This window comes from Pseudomonas sp. WC2 (genome assembly GCF_050586545.1).
Taxonomy (GTDB): domain Bacteria; phylum Pseudomonadota; class Gammaproteobacteria; order Pseudomonadales; family Pseudomonadaceae; genus Aquipseudomonas.
This window is the reverse complement of record NZ_JBOBDR010000009.1, coordinates 128,928-148,142: the sequence shown is the minus strand read 5'-3', so window position 1 is coordinate 148,142 and position 19,215 is coordinate 128,928. Positions and strand designations below refer to the sequence as shown.

16 protein-coding genes and 1 pseudogene are annotated in these 19,215 nt (G+C 59.9%); 10 read left to right on the top strand and 7 right to left on the bottom strand.

Going from position 1 to position 19,215, the window contains the following annotated elements:
• Positions 1-21: 21 nt before the first annotated feature.
• The 3 genes from ACQ4OE_RS13335 to ACQ4OE_RS13325 all read left to right on the top strand — a co-directional run bounded on the left by ACQ4OE_RS13335 (position 22) and on the right by ACQ4OE_RS13325 (position 1,791).
• Positions 22-480: a GNAT family N-acetyltransferase gene (locus ACQ4OE_RS13335; protein WP_430946893.1), complete on the top strand. Its 459-nt coding sequence runs from the start codon at positions 22-24 to the stop codon at positions 478-480.
• A 151-nt stretch (positions 481-631) separates the two neighbouring features.
• A complete protein-coding gene (locus tag ACQ4OE_RS13330; RefSeq protein WP_430946892.1) occupies positions 632-958 on the top strand; it encodes a hypothetical protein in 327 nt (108 codons plus the stop codon).
• Positions 959-1,041: 83 nt separating this feature from the next.
• On the top strand, positions 1,042-1,791 hold the full coding sequence (locus ACQ4OE_RS13325) for a YkgJ family cysteine cluster protein (protein WP_430946891.1): 750 nt from the start codon (positions 1,042-1,044) through the stop codon (positions 1,789-1,791).
• A 160-nt stretch (positions 1,792-1,951) separates the two neighbouring features.
• Here the strand turns inward: ACQ4OE_RS13325 and ACQ4OE_RS13320 are convergent.
• The 3 genes and pseudogenes from ACQ4OE_RS13320 to ACQ4OE_RS13310 all read right to left on the bottom strand — a co-directional run.
• Positions 1,952-2,704 (bottom strand): annotated as a pseudogene (locus tag ACQ4OE_RS13320) (transporter substrate-binding domain-containing protein); the annotation flags it as partial.
• 128 nt (positions 2,705-2,832) lie between these two features.
• Complete coding sequence (locus tag ACQ4OE_RS13315) at positions 2,833-3,072, bottom strand: hypothetical protein (RefSeq protein ID WP_122590006.1); 240 nt, start codon at positions 3,070-3,072, stop codon at positions 2,833-2,835.
• 299 nt (positions 3,073-3,371) lie between these two features.
• Positions 3,372-3,734 (bottom strand): DUF6124 family protein, encoded by a 363-nt coding sequence (locus tag ACQ4OE_RS13310; RefSeq protein ID WP_430946890.1) that lies wholly within the window; start codon positions 3,732-3,734, stop codon positions 3,372-3,374.
• Positions 3,735-4,637: 903 nt separating this feature from the next.
• On the opposite strand from ACQ4OE_RS13310, the gene ACQ4OE_RS13305 reads away from it, so the two are divergent.
• The 7 genes from ACQ4OE_RS13305 to ACQ4OE_RS13275 all read left to right on the top strand — a co-directional run bounded on the left by ACQ4OE_RS13305 (position 4,638) and on the right by ACQ4OE_RS13275 (position 14,568).
• Positions 4,638-5,798 carry an efflux RND transporter periplasmic adaptor subunit gene (locus ACQ4OE_RS13305; protein ID WP_430946889.1) on the top strand — a complete coding sequence of 387 codons (1,161 nt, stop codon included), beginning with the start codon at positions 4,638-4,640 and terminating at the stop codon, positions 5,796-5,798.
• Positions 5,795-8,896 carry a multidrug efflux RND transporter permease subunit gene (locus ACQ4OE_RS13300; protein ID WP_426619175.1) on the top strand — a complete coding sequence of 1,034 codons (3,102 nt, stop codon included), beginning with the start codon at positions 5,795-5,797 and terminating at the stop codon, positions 8,894-8,896. Before ACQ4OE_RS13305 ends, ACQ4OE_RS13300 begins: the two co-directional genes overlap by 4 nt.
• Positions 8,897-8,904: 8 nt before the next feature.
• On the top strand, positions 8,905-9,582 hold the full coding sequence (locus ACQ4OE_RS13295; protein WP_430946888.1) for a heavy metal response regulator transcription factor: 678 nt from the start codon (positions 8,905-8,907) through the stop codon (positions 9,580-9,582).
• Entirely contained in the window at positions 9,572-10,936 is a 1,365-nt protein-coding gene (locus ACQ4OE_RS13290; RefSeq protein WP_430946887.1) for a heavy metal sensor histidine kinase, read from the top strand. The genes ACQ4OE_RS13295 and ACQ4OE_RS13290 overlap by 11 nt, the downstream gene beginning before the upstream one ends.
• A 246-nt stretch (positions 10,937-11,182) precedes the next feature.
• Complete coding sequence (locus ACQ4OE_RS13285; protein ID WP_430946886.1) at positions 11,183-11,404, top strand: hypothetical protein; 222 nt, start codon at positions 11,183-11,185, stop codon at positions 11,402-11,404.
• A gap of 197 nt (positions 11,405-11,601) precedes the next feature.
• Entirely contained in the window at positions 11,602-12,918 is a 1,317-nt protein-coding gene (locus ACQ4OE_RS13280) for an OprD family porin (RefSeq protein WP_430946885.1), read from the top strand.
• A gap of 141 nt (positions 12,919-13,059) precedes the next feature.
• On the top strand, positions 13,060-14,568 hold the full coding sequence (locus ACQ4OE_RS13275) for a sensor domain-containing diguanylate cyclase (protein WP_430946884.1): 1,509 nt from the start codon (positions 13,060-13,062) through the stop codon (positions 14,566-14,568).
• A gap of 178 nt (positions 14,569-14,746) precedes the next feature.
• Here ACQ4OE_RS13275 and lpxC read toward each other — a convergent pair whose 3' ends face one another.
• The 4 genes from lpxC to ACQ4OE_RS13255 form a co-directional block, all read right to left on the bottom strand.
• On the bottom strand, positions 14,747-15,658 hold the full coding sequence (gene lpxC, locus ACQ4OE_RS13270; protein ID WP_007916984.1) for a UDP-3-O-acyl-N-acetylglucosamine deacetylase: 912 nt from the start codon (positions 15,656-15,658) through the stop codon (positions 14,747-14,749).
• Positions 15,659-15,770: 112 nt separating this feature from the next.
• Positions 15,771-16,967 carry a cell division protein FtsZ gene (gene ftsZ / locus ACQ4OE_RS13265; protein ID WP_007916986.1) on the bottom strand — a complete coding sequence of 399 codons (1,197 nt, stop codon included), beginning with the start codon at positions 16,965-16,967 and terminating at the stop codon, positions 15,771-15,773.
• A gap of 104 nt (positions 16,968-17,071) precedes the next feature.
• Complete coding sequence (gene ftsA, locus ACQ4OE_RS13260; RefSeq protein WP_008082764.1) at positions 17,072-18,331, bottom strand: cell division protein FtsA; 1,260 nt, start codon at positions 18,329-18,331, stop codon at positions 17,072-17,074.
• A 15-nt stretch (positions 18,332-18,346) separates the two neighbouring features.
• Positions 18,347-19,213 carry a cell division protein FtsQ/DivIB gene (locus tag ACQ4OE_RS13255; RefSeq protein ID WP_122590022.1) on the bottom strand — a complete coding sequence of 289 codons (867 nt, stop codon included), beginning with the start codon at positions 19,211-19,213 and terminating at the stop codon, positions 18,347-18,349.
• Positions 19,214-19,215 lie beyond the last annotated feature (2 nt).

Here is a 19,215-nt window from a genome sequence, read left to right as displayed (position 1 = left end):
GGCGAGACGTACTGCTTTTTGATGCGGCGCGATTTGCTTGGAGTCGTGCCGGATGTGCAATGGCCGTCAGGTATCGCAACCACCATTTACCGCGCAGACCTGGCGCCAGCCGTGCATCAGTTGATGCAACTGGGCCAGCGCGAAGGGGGCGGTCGTGTGCCGTCATTGGAAGACTGGCAGCGGCGCTTTGAAAGCGATCCTGAGTACGATCCGACGCTGTGTTTCATCGCCAGCGATGCCGAGGGGGTGGTCGGCGTGGCGCAGTGCTGGACCAGTGCTTACATCAAGAATCTGGTGGTGCATCCACGCATGCAGGGCCGTGGATTAGGTCGGGCATTGCTGCTCAATGCGTTCAAGGTGTTTCAGCAAAGGCGCGAAGGCTTTGTCGATCTGAAGGTGCTGGAAGACAACCTGCGGGCGCAGCGCCTGTATGAAAGTGCCGGGATGTATGTGGTCCGCCGTGAGATTGTGCCTGACTGATCCGCCGCTTTTCGCGAGCAGGCTAGATCCCACAATTGGAATGCATTTCAAATTGTGGGATCTAGCCTGCTCGCGAAGGGGCCGGCACTGGCAACTTCCCTCCAAGGGCAGACTCCAACCTTGGCCCCCCAAAAACCAAGGATGCCCTACCATGAAAGCCATCACCCTCAGCCTGCTCTGCCTCACCGCCCTCGCCTCCCAAGCCCAAGCCTCCAGCCCCGACGCCTGGGCCGCTTACGACAAAACCGTACTCGCCAGTTGCACAAAAGCCAGCGGCCTGAAAAACGCCAAACCCGTCGGCACACCCGCGCAATTCGATGATCGCGTTGGCTACACCGCCGTTCTGCTGCAAGGCCAATACCCGCAAAAACACATGAAGGGCCAGCAGGGCAGCGAGCTGTGCCTGTACAACAAACAATCGAAAACTGCCTTCGTCACCGAGTGGGACTCGATCCGCCCGACCGCCAAACCTCAGTGAATGGCGCATAACTTGCTTCGACCCGGGCCTGTGCGGTGGTTTTCCGCCACCGGTTCATACCCTGATTGAAGAAAGATCGTTCAATGAATACGACGTTTTCCTGCGTAGGCTGCGGCAAGTGCTGCACCGACCACCATGTCCCGCTGACACTCGCCGAAGCCCGCATGTGGGCGGCGGATGGCGGACAAGTGGTCGTGCTGGTCGAAGCCTTTCTGGGCAACGGTCTGGGCCTGCCGGCGCAGCAACGGGAACATGCCGAACGGCGTTCGGCGGTGGTCCGCAGCGGCCAGACCGATGCTCACGTGGCAATCACCTTCGCGGCTTATAACGTCGGCCCTTGCCGGAATCTTGACGAAGACAAGCTGTGCCGAATCTACGAGCGACGGCCGCTGGTGTGCAGGATTTATCCCGCTGAAATCAATCCGCACATCCCGCTCAATCCCGGCGCCAAGGACTGCCCGCCGGAGTCGTGGGAACAGGGGCCGCTGCTGATTGCCGGTGGCAAACTGGTCGATCAGGAACTGGTTGAGTTGATCCAGCGTTCGCGCCAGGCGGATCGTGATGACATTCAGACCAAGGATGCGATTTGCGCAATGCTCGGGATTCGCACCACAGCGCTCAAGGGTGACGGCTTCACCGCCTATTTGCCGAACATGAGCGCTTTTGCTTCGGTGATCGATCAGGTGACCGCACAACCACTGACCACTGCGCCGAGTGAATGGCTGTTTCACTTGTCCGGCGATGACGTCGCCGGACAAGTGCTGGCAGCTGGAGCGCAGGTGGTGACCGAGCCGGCGCAGACGTACGCGTTTATCTCGCTGCGGGCGGCTTGATCCAAGCTCTCGCGGTGGCTGAAGGCCCTTTCGCGAGCAAGCTCGCTCCCACAGGGGATCGCATTTCAACAGTGGGAGCGAGCCTGCTCGCGAAGAGGCCGGCGCAAGTCGCATCAATCCCGAGTTGCAGCCACCGCCGGGCACTCCAGCTCTACTGTCTCAGATAACGCTCAGTGATCGCCTGATACTGGCCGCTCTGCTTCAACCGTTCGAGGGCCGCATTGAGTTCATCACGCAGTGTGCTATCGGTTTTGCGCAGCGCCATGGCCACGCCTGTGCCCAGCATCGAGTCCTTGAGCGCCGGGCCTGCAAAACCGTAGGCCTCACCCTCGGGTTGACTCAACAAGGCGTAGGTTATTTCGATGGAATCCTGCAGGGTCGCATCGATCTCACCGTTCTGCAGGCTGGTAATCAGTTGCGTGTTGAACTGAAAGCTGCGAATCGTCACACCTGACTCGGCCCAATGCGCTTTGGCGAACGCCTCGCGGCTGGTGCCGGCCAAGACCCCGACCCGCTTGCCTTTGAGCGACAGAGCATTGGGCTGCAGGTTCGTGCCCTTGCGCGCTACCAACCGGCTGCTCAGCGGGTAGAGATTGTCGGTGAAGTCGATGCGTTCCCGGCGCGCCGGGGTGGCCGTCATCGGCATGATCACATCGAAACGATTGTCCTCAAGCGCGCCGACGTTGGTCGCGTAATCCTGATCGACCCAGACACAACGTTTTTGCATTTCGGCGCACAGTGCGTTGCCCAACTCGATGTTCAGACCGACCAGCTCGCCTTTATCGTTGCGACTTTCAAAAGGGGGAACCTGCGGTTCAACGCCAAACCGCAGCGTCGGCTCGACCGCCGACGACACACAACCGGTGGTCAGGGCCAACAACGACAAGGCGGAGAGGATTTTTGTCAGAGACATGGAAGCGACCTTCGTCAAAGCATTCACGGGGCATGAATCTTTGACGAAAGGTCACTTGGATTCCCAGAGGACGGATCGGCTATCTCTGTGGGAATAATCTGCTTCTTGCTGCGACTACTTCAAACAGATCAGCGCTTGCCCATCGAACGACGGGTGCCCGGCGGCGCCATGCCCGGGGTCTTGGTGTGGCCATTCTTGGCGCCGTTCTTGTACCAAGGCTGGTTCGAGCCTTTGGCCGAAGCCAGCTCGCCCGGTTTGAACGGGAATTTGAAAGACGGGATTTCGGCTTTGGTATCGCTGGTGTCGGCCAGTTCAGCCGGGACATCGCTCACGGCGTCGTCAACCGGCGGCAGGGTCGGGGAAGTCATAAAAGCTCCGGAAAGCAAAAAGTCGGGCCCGATCAGTGAGCCGCGAAGGCGCGCAGTATACCTGTGCGCCATGGCTCGGCACCTGAAGATTTGCAGTGCGCGCCGAACGGCTTGCAGAGCAGTCAGTCCATTTCTGGGACTGATCGGTCCCTTTTTGGGACTGATTAACAACGCTGACCGGTAGAGATGTGTTGCCCGATCCGACGTCTTCGCGAGCAGGCTCGCTCCCACAGGTCGGACGCCTTTCAAGGTGGGAGCGAGCCTGCTCGCGAAGAACGATGACGCGGTATCAGGACGAGTTACATTTGCGGATCAACCCGATCCAGCGCCCGGTTCACCGCCAGTTCGGCGAGCATGACAATCTGCTGAATCGCCAGCGCCGTACTGCGTTGCGGGCGGTTGAGCTGATCCGCCAGATCACCGGCCATGACATGGGCTGAAGAGAGGGACTCGCAAGCATGGGCGAGCAGGCTTTCGGTGTCGATGTTCGGGTGGATGAGGAACATCGTGCTGGGTTGGCGCGGTTTTGCGGATTCGGGACGCAGGTAGAAATCGAGGGCGCGATTGATGGCTTCGCGGGTTTTGATCTGATCTTCGGCGCGGAGGGCGTCTTCGAGTGGGGTGGTGGGATCGATGGGTGGATCTGGAACTGGCTTAGTCATTGGAAACCCTATTTTGCAAATGGGAGCCATCCCTTGCCGTTTCTCACGCGGCGAAGTGGGTGGCAGCTATGTGCGGGGTGAGAAACCGGAAAAATAGGAAACCGGCCAGACCGAAGTCTGCCCGCACACAGCTGCCATGGAGCATTTGCAGCAGCGGACAAGCCGCCGGCAATTATGCGGACTGATGGACTGAATCACTAATTTTTCAGGGTTCTCACACCCGATCGCCGAGTTTTCGGCGACAACCCAAGACTAGAGAGCGCACGTCCGACGGACAACCTGAAAACCTTGTGGGAAGGTTCTGGTTATTTGACACAAATTTAAACAGCCAAAAGCCAACCCTCACCCTAGCCCTCTCCCAGAGGGAGAGGGGACTGACCGAGGTGTTTGGGAGAGGTACGCCGACGTGCGATACCGCGTTGAACGCAACAAACGCACAAAACCAAAGCCGAACACCCGCTCTTCACCACTCAATAGGCCGAGTGTCAGCTCGCCTGCTCTTGATCTTGATCTTGATCCACGGGCGACATCGGAAGGCTGAGTGGAGGGATTGATCCGGGCGTGGGAGCGCAGCGACCGTTTGGCGCAGCCAAACACAGCGAGAGGAGGTGCAGCGAAGCAAACCGTAGGCGCTGCGCCCGGATCGATCCCGCAGCGAAGGAACCCCGAGCCCCAGCGAGCGGGCCGCACGTAGGAGCAAGCGTTTTTTTGCTTACTTTTTTTAGGCGTTTGTAAAAAAAGTGAGTCGCCGTCAGGGCGAAACCCTAAGCCGCCGTTACCGCAGCAACGGATATGTACGCAGCGAAACTGACAGCGCTGACAGCTAGCCGTCACCCTACTGACCCGCTGACAGGTTTATAAAGAGAACAACCCTGCCCAAACTCCGTCCGGCGCCCACCCCGCATGCGAATCCAAAAGAACAAAGCCCTGCTCGCCACCCTATTGATCGTCCTCGCAGGCGCAGGTCTGTGGTACGCCCTGAAACCCGCCCCGACCAAACTCGCCACCCCCACCGCCATCCCCGTGCGAGTCATAGCGGTCAGCGCAAAAGACGTCCCCCGCTACACCAGCGGCATCGGCTCCGTACTCTCATTACACAGCGTGGTCGTGCGCCCACAAATCGACGGCATCCTCACCAAAATCCTCGTCAAAGAAGGCCAACTGGTCAAAGCAGGCGACCTGCTGGCCACCATCGACGACCGCTCCATCCGTGCCAGCCTCGACCAGACCCGCGCGCAACTGGGCGAAAGCCAGGCGCAACTGCAAGTCGCTCTGGTCAACCTCAAGCGCTACAAACTGCTCACCGTCGACGACGGCATCTCGAAACAGACCTACGACCAGCAGCAAGCTCTGGTCAACCAACTGAAAGCCACCGCCCAAGGCAACCAGGCCTCGATTGATGCGGCGCAGGTACAACTTTCCTACACGCAGATTCGCTCCCCGGTCACCGGTCGCGTCGGTATTCGCACAGTCGACGAGGGCAACTTCCTGCGCATGACCGACACCGCCGGCCTGTTCACCGTCACTCAGATCGACCCGATCGCCGTCGAGTTCTCGCTGCCGCAGCAAATGCTGCCGACCCTGCAAGGCCTGATCAACGATCCGCAACGCGCACCGGTCAAGGCCTACATCGGCGCCGACACCGACGGCGAAACCGGCAACCTGCTCGGCGAAGGTCACCTGACCCTGATCGACAACCAGATCAACGCCAACACCGGCACCATCCGCGCCAAAGCCGAATTCGCCAACGCCAGCCAGAAGCTCTGGCCCGGCCTGCTGGTCACGGTGAAAATTCAGACGGCCCTCGACAAAGATGCGCTAGTGGTTCCGCCCACCGTCGTACAACGTGGCCTCGATCAGCACTTCGTTTACCGCGTGAACGGCGACAAGGTCGAAGCCGTGCAAGTGCAGATGGTTTACCAAGGCAGCGGCCAGGACATCATCAAAGGCGTGAACGCCGGTGACGTGCTGGTCACCGACGGCCAGTCGCGGCTCAAACCCGGTTCAACGGTGCAGGTCATGACCGAGCCGGCGCAGGTGGTGCAAGCGGAGCCGAAACCATGAAGGCGCACAAAGGCGTCTCGACGTGGTGCATCGATCATCCGGTGGCGACCATTCTGCTGACCATCGCTTTGGTGCTGGTCGGTTTGATTGCCTTCCCGCGTTTACCGATTGCCCCACTGCCGGAAGCGGAATTTCCTACGATCCAGGTCTCCGCGCAGTTGCCCGGCGCCAGCCCCGACACCATGGCTTCATCCGTGGCCACGCCGCTGGAAGTGCAATTCAGCGCCATCCCCGGCATGACCCAGATGACCTCGAGCAGTGCGCTGGGCTCAAGCCTGCTGACCCTGCAATTCACCCTCGATAAAAGCATCGACACCGCCGCGCAAGAAGTCCAGGCGGCGATCAACACCGCCGCCGGCAAACTGCCCAAGGACATGCCGACGCTGCCAACGTGGAAGAAGGTCAACCCGGCCGACAGCCCGGTGCTGATCCTCAGCGTCAGCTCGACGCAAATGCCCGGCACCGAACTCAGTGACCTGGTGGAAACCCTGCTCTCGCGTCAGATCAGTCAGATCGACGGCGTAGGCCAAATCAACATCACCGGTCAGCAACGTCCGGCGATCCGCGTGCAAGCCTCGGCGGACAAACTCGCCGCAATCGGCTTGACCCTCGCCGACATTCGTCTGGCGATCCAGCAGACCAGCCTCAACCTCGCCAAAGGTGCGCTGTACGGCGAATCAAGCATCTCGACGCTGTCGACCAACGACCAGTTGTTCCACCCCGAGGACTACAGCCAGCTCATCGTTTCCTACAAGGATGGCGCCCCGGTTCACCTGCGCGATGTCGCCAAAGTCGTCAACGGTTCGGAAGATGCCTACGTGCAAGCGTGGGCCGGTGATCAACCCGGGGTGAACCTGGTGATCTCGCGCCAACCCGGCGCCAACATCGTTGAAACCGTGGACCGCATTCAAGCCGCCCTGCCCGGCCTCGAAGCGATGCTGCCAGCGTCGGTGCAAGTGAAAACCCTGATCGACCGCACTCAGACCATCCGCGCCTCGCTGCACGAGGTCGAAATCACCCTGTTGATCGCGATCATGCTCGTGGTCGCGGTGATGGCGCTGTTCCTGCGCCAGTTGTCGGCAACCCTGATTGTCTCGGCCGTGCTCGGCGTGTCGCTGATCGCCAGTTTCGCTTTGATGTACATCCTCGGTTTCAGCCTGAACAACCTGACGCTGGTGGCAATCGTGGTGGCCGTGGGGTTTGTGGTCGACGATGCGATTGTGGTGGTGGAGAACATCCACCGACACTTGGAGGCCGGCGACGATATGCGCGAGGCGGCCATCAAAGGCGCGGGCGAGATCGGCTTCACCGTGGTCTCGATCAGTTTCTCGCTGGTGGCGGCGTTTATTCCGCTGCTGTTCATGGGTGGTGTGGTCGGGCGACTGTTCAAGGAATTCGCCCTGACCGCGACGTCGACCATCATGATTTCCGTGGTGGTGTCGCTGACCCTCGCGCCGACGCTGGCAGCGCTGTTCATGCGCAAACCGGTGCATCACGCCCACGACAAACCGGGTTTCAGCGAACGCTTGCTCGGCTGGTACGAACGAGGTCTACGCCGCGCCCTCGCCCATCAGAAATTGATGATCGGCGTGTTCGGCCTGTCGTTGGCGCTGGCCATCGGCGGTTACATCTTTATCCCCAAAGGTTTCTTCCCGGTGCAGGACACCGGTTTCGTCCTCGGCACCACCGAAGCCGCTGCGGATATTTCCTACGGTGACATGGTGAAAAAACACCTGGCGATGGCCGAAATCGTCGCCGCCGACCCGGCCGTGCAGGCGTTTTCCCATTCAGTCGGGGTCTCCGGGAGCAACCAGACCATCGCTAACGGCCGCTTCTGGATCGCCCTGAAAAAACGCGGTGACCGTGACGTCAGCGCCAGCCAGTTTATCGACCGTATCCGTCCGCAACTGATGAAAGTCCCCGGCATCGTCCTCTATCTCCGCGCCGGCCAGGACATCAACCTCAGCTCCGGCCCAAGCCGCGCGCAGTACCAATACGTGCTCAAGAGCAACGACGGCGCGACCCTCGCGACATGGACGCAACGCCTCACGGAAAAACTGCGTAGCAACCCGGCGTTCCGTGACATTTCCAACGACTTGCAACTGGGCGGCAGCATCACCCACATCAGCATCGACCGCAGTGCCGCTGCACGTTTCGGCCTCACCGCAAGCGATGTCGACGAGGCGCTGTACGATGCTTTCGGCCAACGCCAGATCAATGAATTCCAGACCCAGGTCAACCAGTACAACGTGATTCTGGAACTGGACACCAAGCAGCGCGGCAAGGCCGAAAGCCTCAACTATTTCTACCTGCGCTCGCCGCTGAGTGGCGAGATGGTGCCGCTGTCAGCGCTGGCCAAATTCGACGCGCCGACCATTGGCCCGTTGTCGATTGCCCACGACGGCATGTTCCCCGCGGCCAATCTGTCGTTCAACCTCGCGCCCGGCGTGGCGTTGGGCGACGCGGTGATTCTGCTCAATCAGGCCAAGGCCGAGATCGGTATGCCGACCGCAATCAGTGGCAATTTCCAAGGGGCGGCGCAGGCGTTCCAGAGTTCGCTGGCCAGTCAGCCGTGGCTGATTCTCGCGGCGCTGGTGGCGGTGTACATCATTCTCGGTGTGCTTTATGAAAGCTTCGTACACCCGCTGACGATCATTTCGACATTGCCGGCGGCAGGCTTGGGCGCGGTGATCATGCTGTGGATCTGCGGCCAGGACTTTTCGATCATGGCGTTGATTGGCCTGGTGTTGCTGATCGGTATCGTCAAGAAGAACGGCATCCTGATGATCGACTTCGCCCTCGAAGCCCAACGACACCGAGGCCTGTCGCCGCAGGATGCGATTTTCGAGGCGTGCATCACGCGCTTTCGGCCGATCATCATGACCACCCTCGCCGCCCTCCTCGGCGCGCTGCCGCTGATGCTCGGTTACGGCACCGGCGCCGAATTGCGCCAGCCGTTGGGCATCGCGGTGGTCGGCGGTTTGCTGGTCAGCCAGATGCTGACGCTGTTCACCACGCCGGTCATATACTTATGGCTCGAGCGACTTTTCCATAGACCCAAACCTGCGCCCCAGCCGGCGTTGGCGACCACAGACTGAGGCGGGTCATGCGCGTTCTGATTATCGAAGACGAGGAGAAAACCGCGGACTATCTGCACCGCGGTCTGACGGAACAGGGTTACACCGTGGATCGAGCCCGCGACGGCGTCGAAGGTCTGCATCTGGCGCTGGAAAGCGACTACGCGGTGATCGTCCTCGACGTCATGTTGCCGGGCCTCGATGGCTTCGGCGTGCTACGCGCATTGCGTGCGCGCAAGCAAACCCCGGTGATCATGCTCACCGCCCGCGAGCGTGTCGAAGATCGCATCCGAGGCCTGCGTGACGGTGCCGACGATTACCTCGGCAAACCGTTTTCCTTCCTTGAACTGGTCGCGCGCCTGCAAGCGCTGACCCGGCGCAGTGGCGGCCATGAACCGGTGCAAGTGAGCATCGCCGACCTGTGGATAGATTTGATAAGCCGCAAGGCCACCCGCGCCGGCGCGCGTCTGGATCTGACCGCCAAGGAGTTCTCGCTATTGAGCGTATTGGCTCGCCGGCAAGGTGAAATCCTTTCGAAAACCGCCATCGCCGAGATGGTCTGGGACATCAATTTCGACAGCGACGCCAACGTCGTCGAAGTCGCGATCAAACGCCTGCGCGCCAAGCTCGACGGGCCGTTCGACGAGAAACTGCTGCACACCATTCGCGGCATGGGGTATGTGCTGGAGAGCCGTGGTGTCCAGTAACTCGATTGCCCTGCGTCTGAGCGGGATGTTCACGCTGGTGGCGCTGCTGGTGTTTCTGTTGATCGGCGGCGCGCTGTATCAACAAGTCGATAAAGGCTTGGGGTTGCTCCCGGAAGCCGAACTGGATGCGCGTTACAGCGTGCTCGAATCCACGGTTGGCCGCTTCGGCACGCCTGAGCACTGGGTGAAGATCAACAACAAACTCAAGCTGCTCGGTGAAGAAGACAAGCGCATCAGTTTCTGGATCAGCAGTGGTGACCCGCAATATGAATACGGCCAGCTCACGCCGCAGATTCGCGCGATCACCAATGGCCCGCTGGGCATGCACGATCTGCAACTGCCGGATCAGCCGTATCCGCTGAAAGTGCTGGTCAGCGAGTTTCCGGCCAAGGATCAGCGCCCGCCGCTGCGCTTCATGATCGGCATCGATACCGAGACCTTTCATGAGACGCAGCACCATCTGCTGATCGCGCTTATTGGCCTGGCGATAGTCGGTGTGCTGATGGCTTCGGCGCTGGGGTATTGGGTGGCGCGGATTGGCTTGAAGCCGTTGATCAAACTGTCCCATGAAGCGCAACGACTGGCGCCCCCCCTGCGCGCCGGACGCTTGCGTCTGTCGCCGCTGCCACCGGAGCTGGAACAGTTTGTCGATTCGTTCAACTCGACGCTGGAACGGGTCGAACTCGCCTACTCGCGACTGGAATCGTTCAACGCCGACGTCGCCCATGAACTGCGTTCGCCGCTGACCAATCTGATCGGCCAGACCCAAGTGGCGCTGACCCGTGGGCGTTCTGCCGAACACTATTTCGAAGTGCTGCAATCGAATCTGGAAGAACTCGAACGGCTGCGTTCGATCATCAATGACATGCTGTTTCTGGCCAGTGCCGATCAGGGCAACAAGGCGACCAAACTGACCTCGACTTCGTTAGCCGATGAAGTGGCGACGACGTTGGAGTATCTGGATTTCATCCTCGAAGACGCGCAGGTTCAAGTGCAGGTCAGCGGTGATGCGCTGGTGCAGATTGAAGTGGCGCATTTGCGTCGGGCGTTGATCAACCTGCTGAGCAATGCGGTGCAGCACACCGAGCCGGGTCAGGTGATCGAGGTGCGGATTGAGGTTGAAGCGCATCAGGTTAGTATTGGTGTAGCCAACCCCGGCTCGCCGATTGCCAGTGAGCATTTGTCACGGTTGTTCGAGCGGTTTTATCGAGTCGATGCGTCGCGCAGTAATAGCGGCAATAACCATGGCTTGGGGCTGGCGATCGTCAAGGCGATTGCGCTGATGCATGGCGGGGATGTGTTTGTGCGCAGTGATCGGGGGATGAATACTTTCGGGATTCACCTCCCTGTTTAACCCTTGCGCACCGCTCGTTCCCACGCTCCGCGTGGGAATGCAGCCGGGGACGCTCTGCGTCCCTTCCAAAGCCGAACGCGGAGCGTCCGATGAGGCATTCCCACGCAGAGCGTGGGAACGATCTCAAGCCGCGATCTTTGCTTCTGCTGTAACAGTCATTTATGAAAATCACGCTGTTTCCCAACGCCCGGCGACCTTATCTTTGCCCGCACCAAACAGCACTCGCCAAGCGAGAAGGTTTTCAAGATGTCCAACAGTATGGGTATTGCCAGCGCGTTCGTTTTGTCCTCATTGATCCTGTCGCCGATGGCGATGGCTGAAGAATCGCAGTCGTTTGTGGCGCAGAATGTCGCTCGCGCTCAGGCATTCGATCAGCATCAGGCCGAAGTGATGGCCAAGGCCCAAGACGCCTCGCAAGCCCCGCAAGCCGCAACGTCCCAGGCTCAATCGCTGGAAAAAGACAGCTGAGCCGCCCCCCGCTTAACCGATTCCCTCGACGCGGTTGTTTGGCTCTTCCCGTTCAACCGTCGTCATTCCAGGCCGCTGCCTTTCAGCGGCCTTTTTTCGTTGTGGTTTGAAAGCCGTTTGGTTCGTCTGTAACAACAAGAAACATCGAGCGCCTCAACACATAGAGGCGCCAGTTGACCCAAGGAGCTCCATTGCACGTGCGTTACCCAGTCCGTTTCACCCCGCTGTTCATTGCAATTGCCGCAACGATTGCTCCCGCCGCTCACGCTGAAGAACCTGCCAAAGAAGGCTTCGTCGAAGGTTCGAGCCTCAACCTCAACGCCCGCAACTACTACATGAATCGCAACCGCCTGCAGCAAGCGGACGACAACATCGAGTGGGGACAAGGGTTTCTCGGGATCTTTCAGTCGGGTTACACCGAAGGCACGGTCGGTTTCGGCATCGATGCCCACGCCATGCTCGGGTTGAAACTCGACGGCGGTGGCGGTACGGACGGTTCGAGCATCCTGCCGATCAGCGATGGCAACGGCAAAGCACCGGGATCGTTCTCCACCGCCGGCGGCACATTGAAGATGCGCGCCTTCGATACCGAATTGAAGGCCGGTGACCTGTTCCTCACCAACCCGGTGATCGCCGGCGGTGACACGCGCATGCTGCCGCAGACGTTTCGTGGTGTGAGCCTGACCAACCACAGCTTCGATGGCTGGCTGATCGAGGGTGGTCAGGCCAGTTTCACCAAGCCTTACAACCAAAGCGGTCACACACGGATCGGCACTTCCTACGGCACCTTGGCCGACGGTGACGAAAGCCAACACCTGAACTGGGCCGGCGTGGCCTGGAGCGGTGTCGAAGGCTTGACCAGCAGCCTGTATGCCTCCGAGCTGAAGGACATCTGGAACCAGTACTACTACGACCTGGATTACACCTGGCAGTTGAACGATCTGGTCAGCCTCAACCCGGGCCTGCACTTCTATCACACGCAAGACACCGGTGATGCGTTGCTCGGCAATATCGACAACAACACCTACAGCCTGCATTTCACCGTCGGCGTCGGCAACCACAGCGTCACCGCCGCGTATCAGCGGGTCAACGGCAACACACCGTTCGACTACATCAGCCAGGGCGACAGCGTTTACCTCGACAACTCGCAGCAATACTCGGACTTCAACGGCCCGAACGAGCGTTCGTGGAAGCTCAAGTACGCTTACGACTTTGCCGGTGTCGGCATGCCGGGCCTGACCACGGCGCTGTCCTACTCGCGGGGAACGGTGGATCTGACCAAAGTCGATCCTGACAGCAAGGGCTACTCCAACTGGTACAGCGCTGATGGTCGTAACGCCAAGCATTGGGAGCGCGACATCGATTTGCAGTACGTCGTGCAAAGCGGCCAGGCCAAAGATCTCGCGGTACGCCTGCAATGGGCGACCAACCGTGGCGGCAATGGTTACGGCGCGATTGATACCGACACCGATGAATACCGCGTAGTCATCGACTACCCGATCAACGTCTTCTAAGATCGGCGCTGAAACTGTAGGAGCTGCCGCAGGCTGCGATCTTTTTGATTTTTAGAAGCAAGATCAAAAGATCGCAGCCTTCGGCAGCTCCTACGGGAGTGCAACTACGCTTACAAGATCCCTCTAACCGACAATCCCATCATGATCGCGAGCCGCACCCCGCCCGTTACGGGCAAGACCGGACGCCCCGAGCTGCTGCTGATCTGCGGCAGTTTGCTGACCGTGATCGCGATTTTGTGCATCGTCACTTTTCTGCTGATCCGCGAGCACGCCAACGCTCGGCAATCCGCAACCCGCAGTGCCACCACCATCGCCCAGTTGATCGACGCCGACGTGCTGCGCACCGTCGAACTCTACGACCTGACCCTGCAGGGCCTGATCGCCTCAGCCCAGCGCGATGACCTGCAGGACATCTCGCCGCAGATCCGTCATCTGGCGCTGTTTGATCGCTCCACCACCGCGCGTTTCAAGGGCGATATTCTGCTGCTCGACAAGCATGGCGACGTGCTCGCCGACTCTTCTCGCATCGAACCGAAACCGGGCAATTTCGCCGACCGCGATTACTTCCTCGCCCACGCCTTCAACCGCGACATGGGCATGTTCATCAGCCGCCCGTTCAAGACCCGCTGCGACTGCGACGAGGCGAATCAATGGCGCATCAGTTTCAGCCGCAGGATTTCTACGGACACCGGGGAGTTCGCCGGCGTGGCGGTGGCGTCGATGAAACTCGACTACTTCGATCAGCTGTTCAACAGCCTCGACATCGGCAAAGGCAGCACGCTGAACATCATCGACCACGACGGCGTCCTGCTGGCGCAGAAGCCATATCTGCAGAGCGATTCAATCGGCAAGAGCTTCGGCAATCGGCCCAATGTGATACGAATCCTGCGCGACCCCGATGGCAATGGCAGTTTCACCAGCACCTCGAGCATTGACCATCAACAGCGTCTCTATACCTACTCGCGGGTCGGCAATCTGCCGCTGACGGTCATGGTCGCGCTGTCCAGCGATGAGGTGTTTGCCACCTGGCGCCGCACGGCGCTGCTGATCAGCGGTGCCACCGGCGTGCTGTGCGTGGGCTTGCTGTGGCTGACCTGGCTGCTGGCCCGCGAGCTGCGCCGACGCCAGCGTGCCGAGCGCGAGCTGGCGCAATTGGCCGCGACTGATGCGCTGACCGGTGTAGCCAATCGTCGGATGCTGGATCAATCGCTACGTCACGAGTGGTTCCGCGCCCAGCGTTCGGGCAAACCGCTGTCGGTGATGATGGTTGATGCCGATCATTTCAAAGCGTTTAACGACCGGCATGGGCATCAGGCTGGTGATCAGGCGTTGAAGTCGTTGGCCAAGGTCATCACTGACAATGTGCGACGACCGGCGGATTTGGTCGCGCGCTATGGTGGCGAGGAGTTTTCGGTGATTCTGGCCGAGACCGATGGCCAGGGTGCGCAGATGATTGCCGAGCATATTCGTAATGCCGTGGAGCAACTGCCGCGGGTTGACGGGGCGGAGCGGCCGATGACGGTGAGTATTGGCATCGCGACCTGGACGGCGGCGAGTGAGATGACGTTGGAGCAGTTGCTGTTTGCGGCGGACAAGGCGTTGTATCAGGCCAAGGAACGGGGGCGGAATCGGGTGGTGATGGCTGCCTGAGGGTTCTGTGGCGGTTGCACCGGCGCCTTCGCGAGCAGGCTCGCTCCCACAGGGAAATGCATTTGAAATGTGGGAGCGAGCTTGCTCGCGAAGAGGCCGGATCAGGCACTAGAGAAACCACAGGCATAAAAAAAGGCCATCCGGGGATGGCCTTCAAAAAACTAGAGAGGTTTTTTACTTACACCGCCGCAACCGGGCGCATGTAAGAGATTGGTGCGGTGCTGGCGTCTTCGAACGTCACCACTTCCCAAGCATCTGTTTGCTCAATCAACTTGCGCAACAGCTGGTTGTTCAGTGCATGACCGGACTTGAAGCCTTTGAACTCACCAATCAGGCTGTTACCCAGCAGATACAGGTCGCCAATGGCATCGAGGATCTTGTGCTTCACGAATTCGTCTTCATAGCGAAGGCCGTCTTCGTTCAACACGCCATCGGCATCGACCACGATTGCGTTTTCAACGCTGCCGCCGAGTGCGAGGTTGTGCTTGCGCAGGTACTCGATGTCACTCATGAAACCAAAGGTACGGGCGCGGCTGACTTCTTTTACGAACGAAGTGCTGGAAAAATCCACGCTTGCACTTTGGGTGCGGTCCCGGAATACCGGGTGATCGAAATCGATCTCGAAGCTCACCTTGAACCCTTCGAAAGGGACGAAAGTGGCGCGCTTGTCGCCGTCTTCCACTGTCACTTCACGCAGGATGCGGATGAATTTCTTGGCGGCGTCCTGTTCTTCCAGGCCTGCCGATTGAATCAGGAATACGAAGGGTCCAGCGCTGCCATCCATGATCGGGACTTCGGACGCGGAGAGCTCGACGTAGGCGTTATCGATGCCCAGGCCAGCCATGGCCGAGAGCAAGTGCTCTACCGTGTCCACTTTCACGTCGCCATTGATCAGCGTCGTCGACATAGTGGTTTCACCGACGTTTTCCGCGCGGGCAGGAATCTGCACCACAGGGTCGAGGTCAGCGCGACAAAACACAATGCCAGTGTCGACAGGCGCAGGCTTGAGGGTCAGATAGACCTTCTCACCGGAGTGCAGGCCTACACCTGTGGCACGGATAATATTTTTCAGTGTGCGTTGTTTAATCATGGCTTGGGCCGCTTCAGCGCAAATTGCGAACTGGTATCAACAAAGGCTGGCGATGATAGCAGACCATGCCTTTGCTGAACACCAATCACCTTCATAGCCCTGATACATTCCATCAATCGGCCTGACGACGCAGGAATGCCGGGATGTCCAGGTAATCCAGATCATCTTGCGGATTCATCTTCGCGGCAGCCGCAGCACCGGCCTGAGCCTGGTTGCGCATGACGGTCGGACGGTCCAGATCACGGTAATTCACCGCTGGCGCTTCCTGACGGGCCGCAGCCGGTTGTTGCACCTGAGCGGAAGCCATGGAAGTGTGAACGGTGTTGTCGATGACCTTCACAGGCTTCTCGATTTTCGCGCCCAGACCCGTGGCAACCACGGTCACGTGCAGCTCGTCGCGCATGTCCGGATCGATAACGGTACCGACCTTGACCATCGCGTGCTCGGAAGCGAAGGCTTCGATGATCGAACCCACGTCGGAGTACTCACCCAGGGACAGGTCAGGACCGGCAGTGATGTTCACCAGGATGCCGCGTGCGCCTTGCAGGTTCACGTCTTCCAGCAACGGGTTGCGGATTGCCGCTTCAGTGGCTTCACGTGCACGGTTCGGACCGCTGGCGCAGCCAGTGCCCATCATCGCCATGCCCATTTCGCTCATCACGGTACGCACGTCGGCGAAGTCGACGTTGATCATGCCCGGACGCTTGATGATGTCGGAGATACCGCGAACGGCACCGGCCAGTACATCGTCTGCCTTGGCGAAAGCCGACAGCAGGCTGGCGTCTTTACCGAGGATGGTCAGCAGCTTCTCGTTCGGAATGGTGATCAACGAGTCGACGCTTTCCGAGAGCATGCGGATGCCTTCGTCGGCGATCTGCATACGCTTGCGGCCTTCGAACGGGAACGGACGAGTCACGACCGCAACGGTCAGAATGCCCATTTCCTTGGCCACTTCGGCGATGATCGGCGCAGCACCAGTACCGGTGCCGCCGCCCATGCCAGTGGTGATGAACACCATGTTGGTGCCCTGCAGGACTTCGGCAATGCGCTCACGGTCTTCGAGAGCGGCCTGACGACCTACTTCAGGGTTGGCGCCGGCGCCCAGACCTTTGGTCACACCGGTACCCAGTTGCAGAATGGTGCGCGCACCGATGTTTTTCAGCGCTTGAGCATCAGTGTTGGCGCAGATGAATTCAACGCCTTCGATGTTGCTCTTGACCATGTGGTTGACAGCGTTGCCGCCGCCACCGCCGACACCGATAACTTTGATTACCGGGCTTGCGGGGATGTTGTCTACGAGTTCGAACATTTTCCCTCTCCTTACATTCTCTAGTTTTTTCGCCTACTGCATGTTTGTTGCGGTGCATCTACTGCTACTGCTTGCCGCTCGAAGCTTGACGCTTCCAGCTGCTTTTAAAAGTTGCCTTGAACCCACTTCTTCAACCGGTCCAGCAACGGCGCCTGTGGCTCTTCGTTGCTGTAGCTGTCGCGGCTGCCGATGCCCGAGAACGAGATCCCGTCGGACTGCTTTTGCAGGCCGTACATCAACAAGCCAACGCCAGTGGAATAAATCGGGTTGCGCACTACGTCGTCGAGACCTTTGACGCCGTGCGGCACGCCCAGACGAACCGGCATGTGGAAGATTTCTTCGGCCAGTTCAGTGGCGCCTTCCATCTTCGAGGTACCGCCGGTGAGGACGATGCCGGCCGGGATCAGGTCTTCGTAGCCGCTGCGACGCAGCTCGGCCTGAATCAGCGTGAACAGTTCGTCATAACGCGGCTCGACCACTTCGGCCAGGGCCTGACGCGACAGTTCGCGCGGTGGACGGTCGCCGACGCTTGGCACCTTGATGGTTTCACCGGCACCGGCCAGTTTGGCCAGGGCGCAGGCGTAACGGATCTTGATTTCTTCGGCGTACTGGGTCGGGGTGCGCAACGCCATGGCGATGTCGTTGGTCACCTGATCACCGGCAATCGGGATCACCGCGGTGTGGCGGATCGCGCCTTCGGTGAAGATCGCGATGTCGGTGGTGCCGCCGCCGATGTCGACCAGGCACACGCCCAGCTCTTTCTCGTCATCGGTCAGCACCGAGTAGGCCGAGGCCAGTTGCTCGAGGATGATGTCGTCGATTTCCAGACCGCAGCGACGCACGCATTTTTCAATGTTCTGTGCGGCGTTGACGGCGCAGGTGACCACGTGAACCTTGGCTTCCAGACGCACGCCGGACATGCCCAGTGGCTCGCGAACGCCTTCCTGGTTATCGATCACGTAATCCTGCGGCAGGGTGTGCAGCACGCGCTGGTCAGCCGGGATCGCCACAGCCTGGGCGGCGTCGAGCACACGCTCAAGGTCGGCCGAGCTGACTTCGCGATCACGGATCGCGACGATGCCGTGGGAGTTCAGGCTGCGGATGTGATTGCCCGCCACGCCGACGAACGCCGAGTGAATGCGGCAGCCCGCCATCAGTTGGGCTTCTTCGATCGCGCGCTGGATCGATTGCACGGTGGACTCGATGTTGACCACCACGCCCTTCTTCAGGCCACGGGACGGATGGGTACCGATCCCGACGATTTCCAGCGAGCCGTCGTCGGAGACCTCGCCGACCAGCGCCACCACCTTGGAGGTGCCGATATCGAGACCGACGATCATTTTGCCGCTTTGCACGTTTGCCATGGGTCCTGCCTCTTCTTAATTCTTTGCGACAGCGGGTTGGGCTGTCGTCGGCGCTACAGGTTCCCGCCAGCCAACAGCGAGGCCGTTGGCGTAGCGCAGATCGATGCGCGCAATGTTCGTAATCTGGTCTTTAAGCGTCTTGTCATAGATGGCGATAAAGCGGCGCATCTTTTCCACCAGGTTGCCGCGTCCCAACAGCAACTCGATGCCGGGGCCGGAACTGCCGGCACCGGTGGTCAGGAACCAGCTCCCGCGTTCACGCAATTCCAGGCGCGCAATCGAGAAGCCCAACGGCCGCAGCATCTGGCTCAGCACCTGATACTGCTGCATCACTTGCTGCTGGGCCCGCTGTGGACCGAACAGCTGTGGCAAGTGTTCGTAGTTCGCCAGTTCCTTGGGCGTAAACGCCTGGCCCTGGTTGTTCAGCAATGACTCGTCGCCCCACCGCGCTACCGGCAATTGCTCTTCGAGGCGGATCACCACTTGGTCCGGCCACACGCGACGGACTTCGGCGTGGGCGATCCATGGCATCTGCTCGAGCTCGGTGCGCATGCTGGCCAGGTCGATGGTGAAGAAGCTCGACGCCACATACGGGGCGATCCGCTGCTGCACCGCTTGCTGGCTGATGTAGCTCAGGTCGCCCTGCACGGCGATCTTGGTGATCGGCCGGTCGGCGTACGGCAGCAAACGCGTTGCACCTTCGTATGTGCCAAAGCCCAGCACGACCAGCAGCACCGGCCAGAACAGACTTTTCACGAAGCCGAAATTGGCTTTCGGCAGGCGCGCAGACATCGGCTCTTTCGCCACCATACGGCTGGCACCCCGTGGCACCGGCTTGCGGCCGGGTGCGGGAGGCTGATGTCTGAGCTGAGCGCCTTGCATCG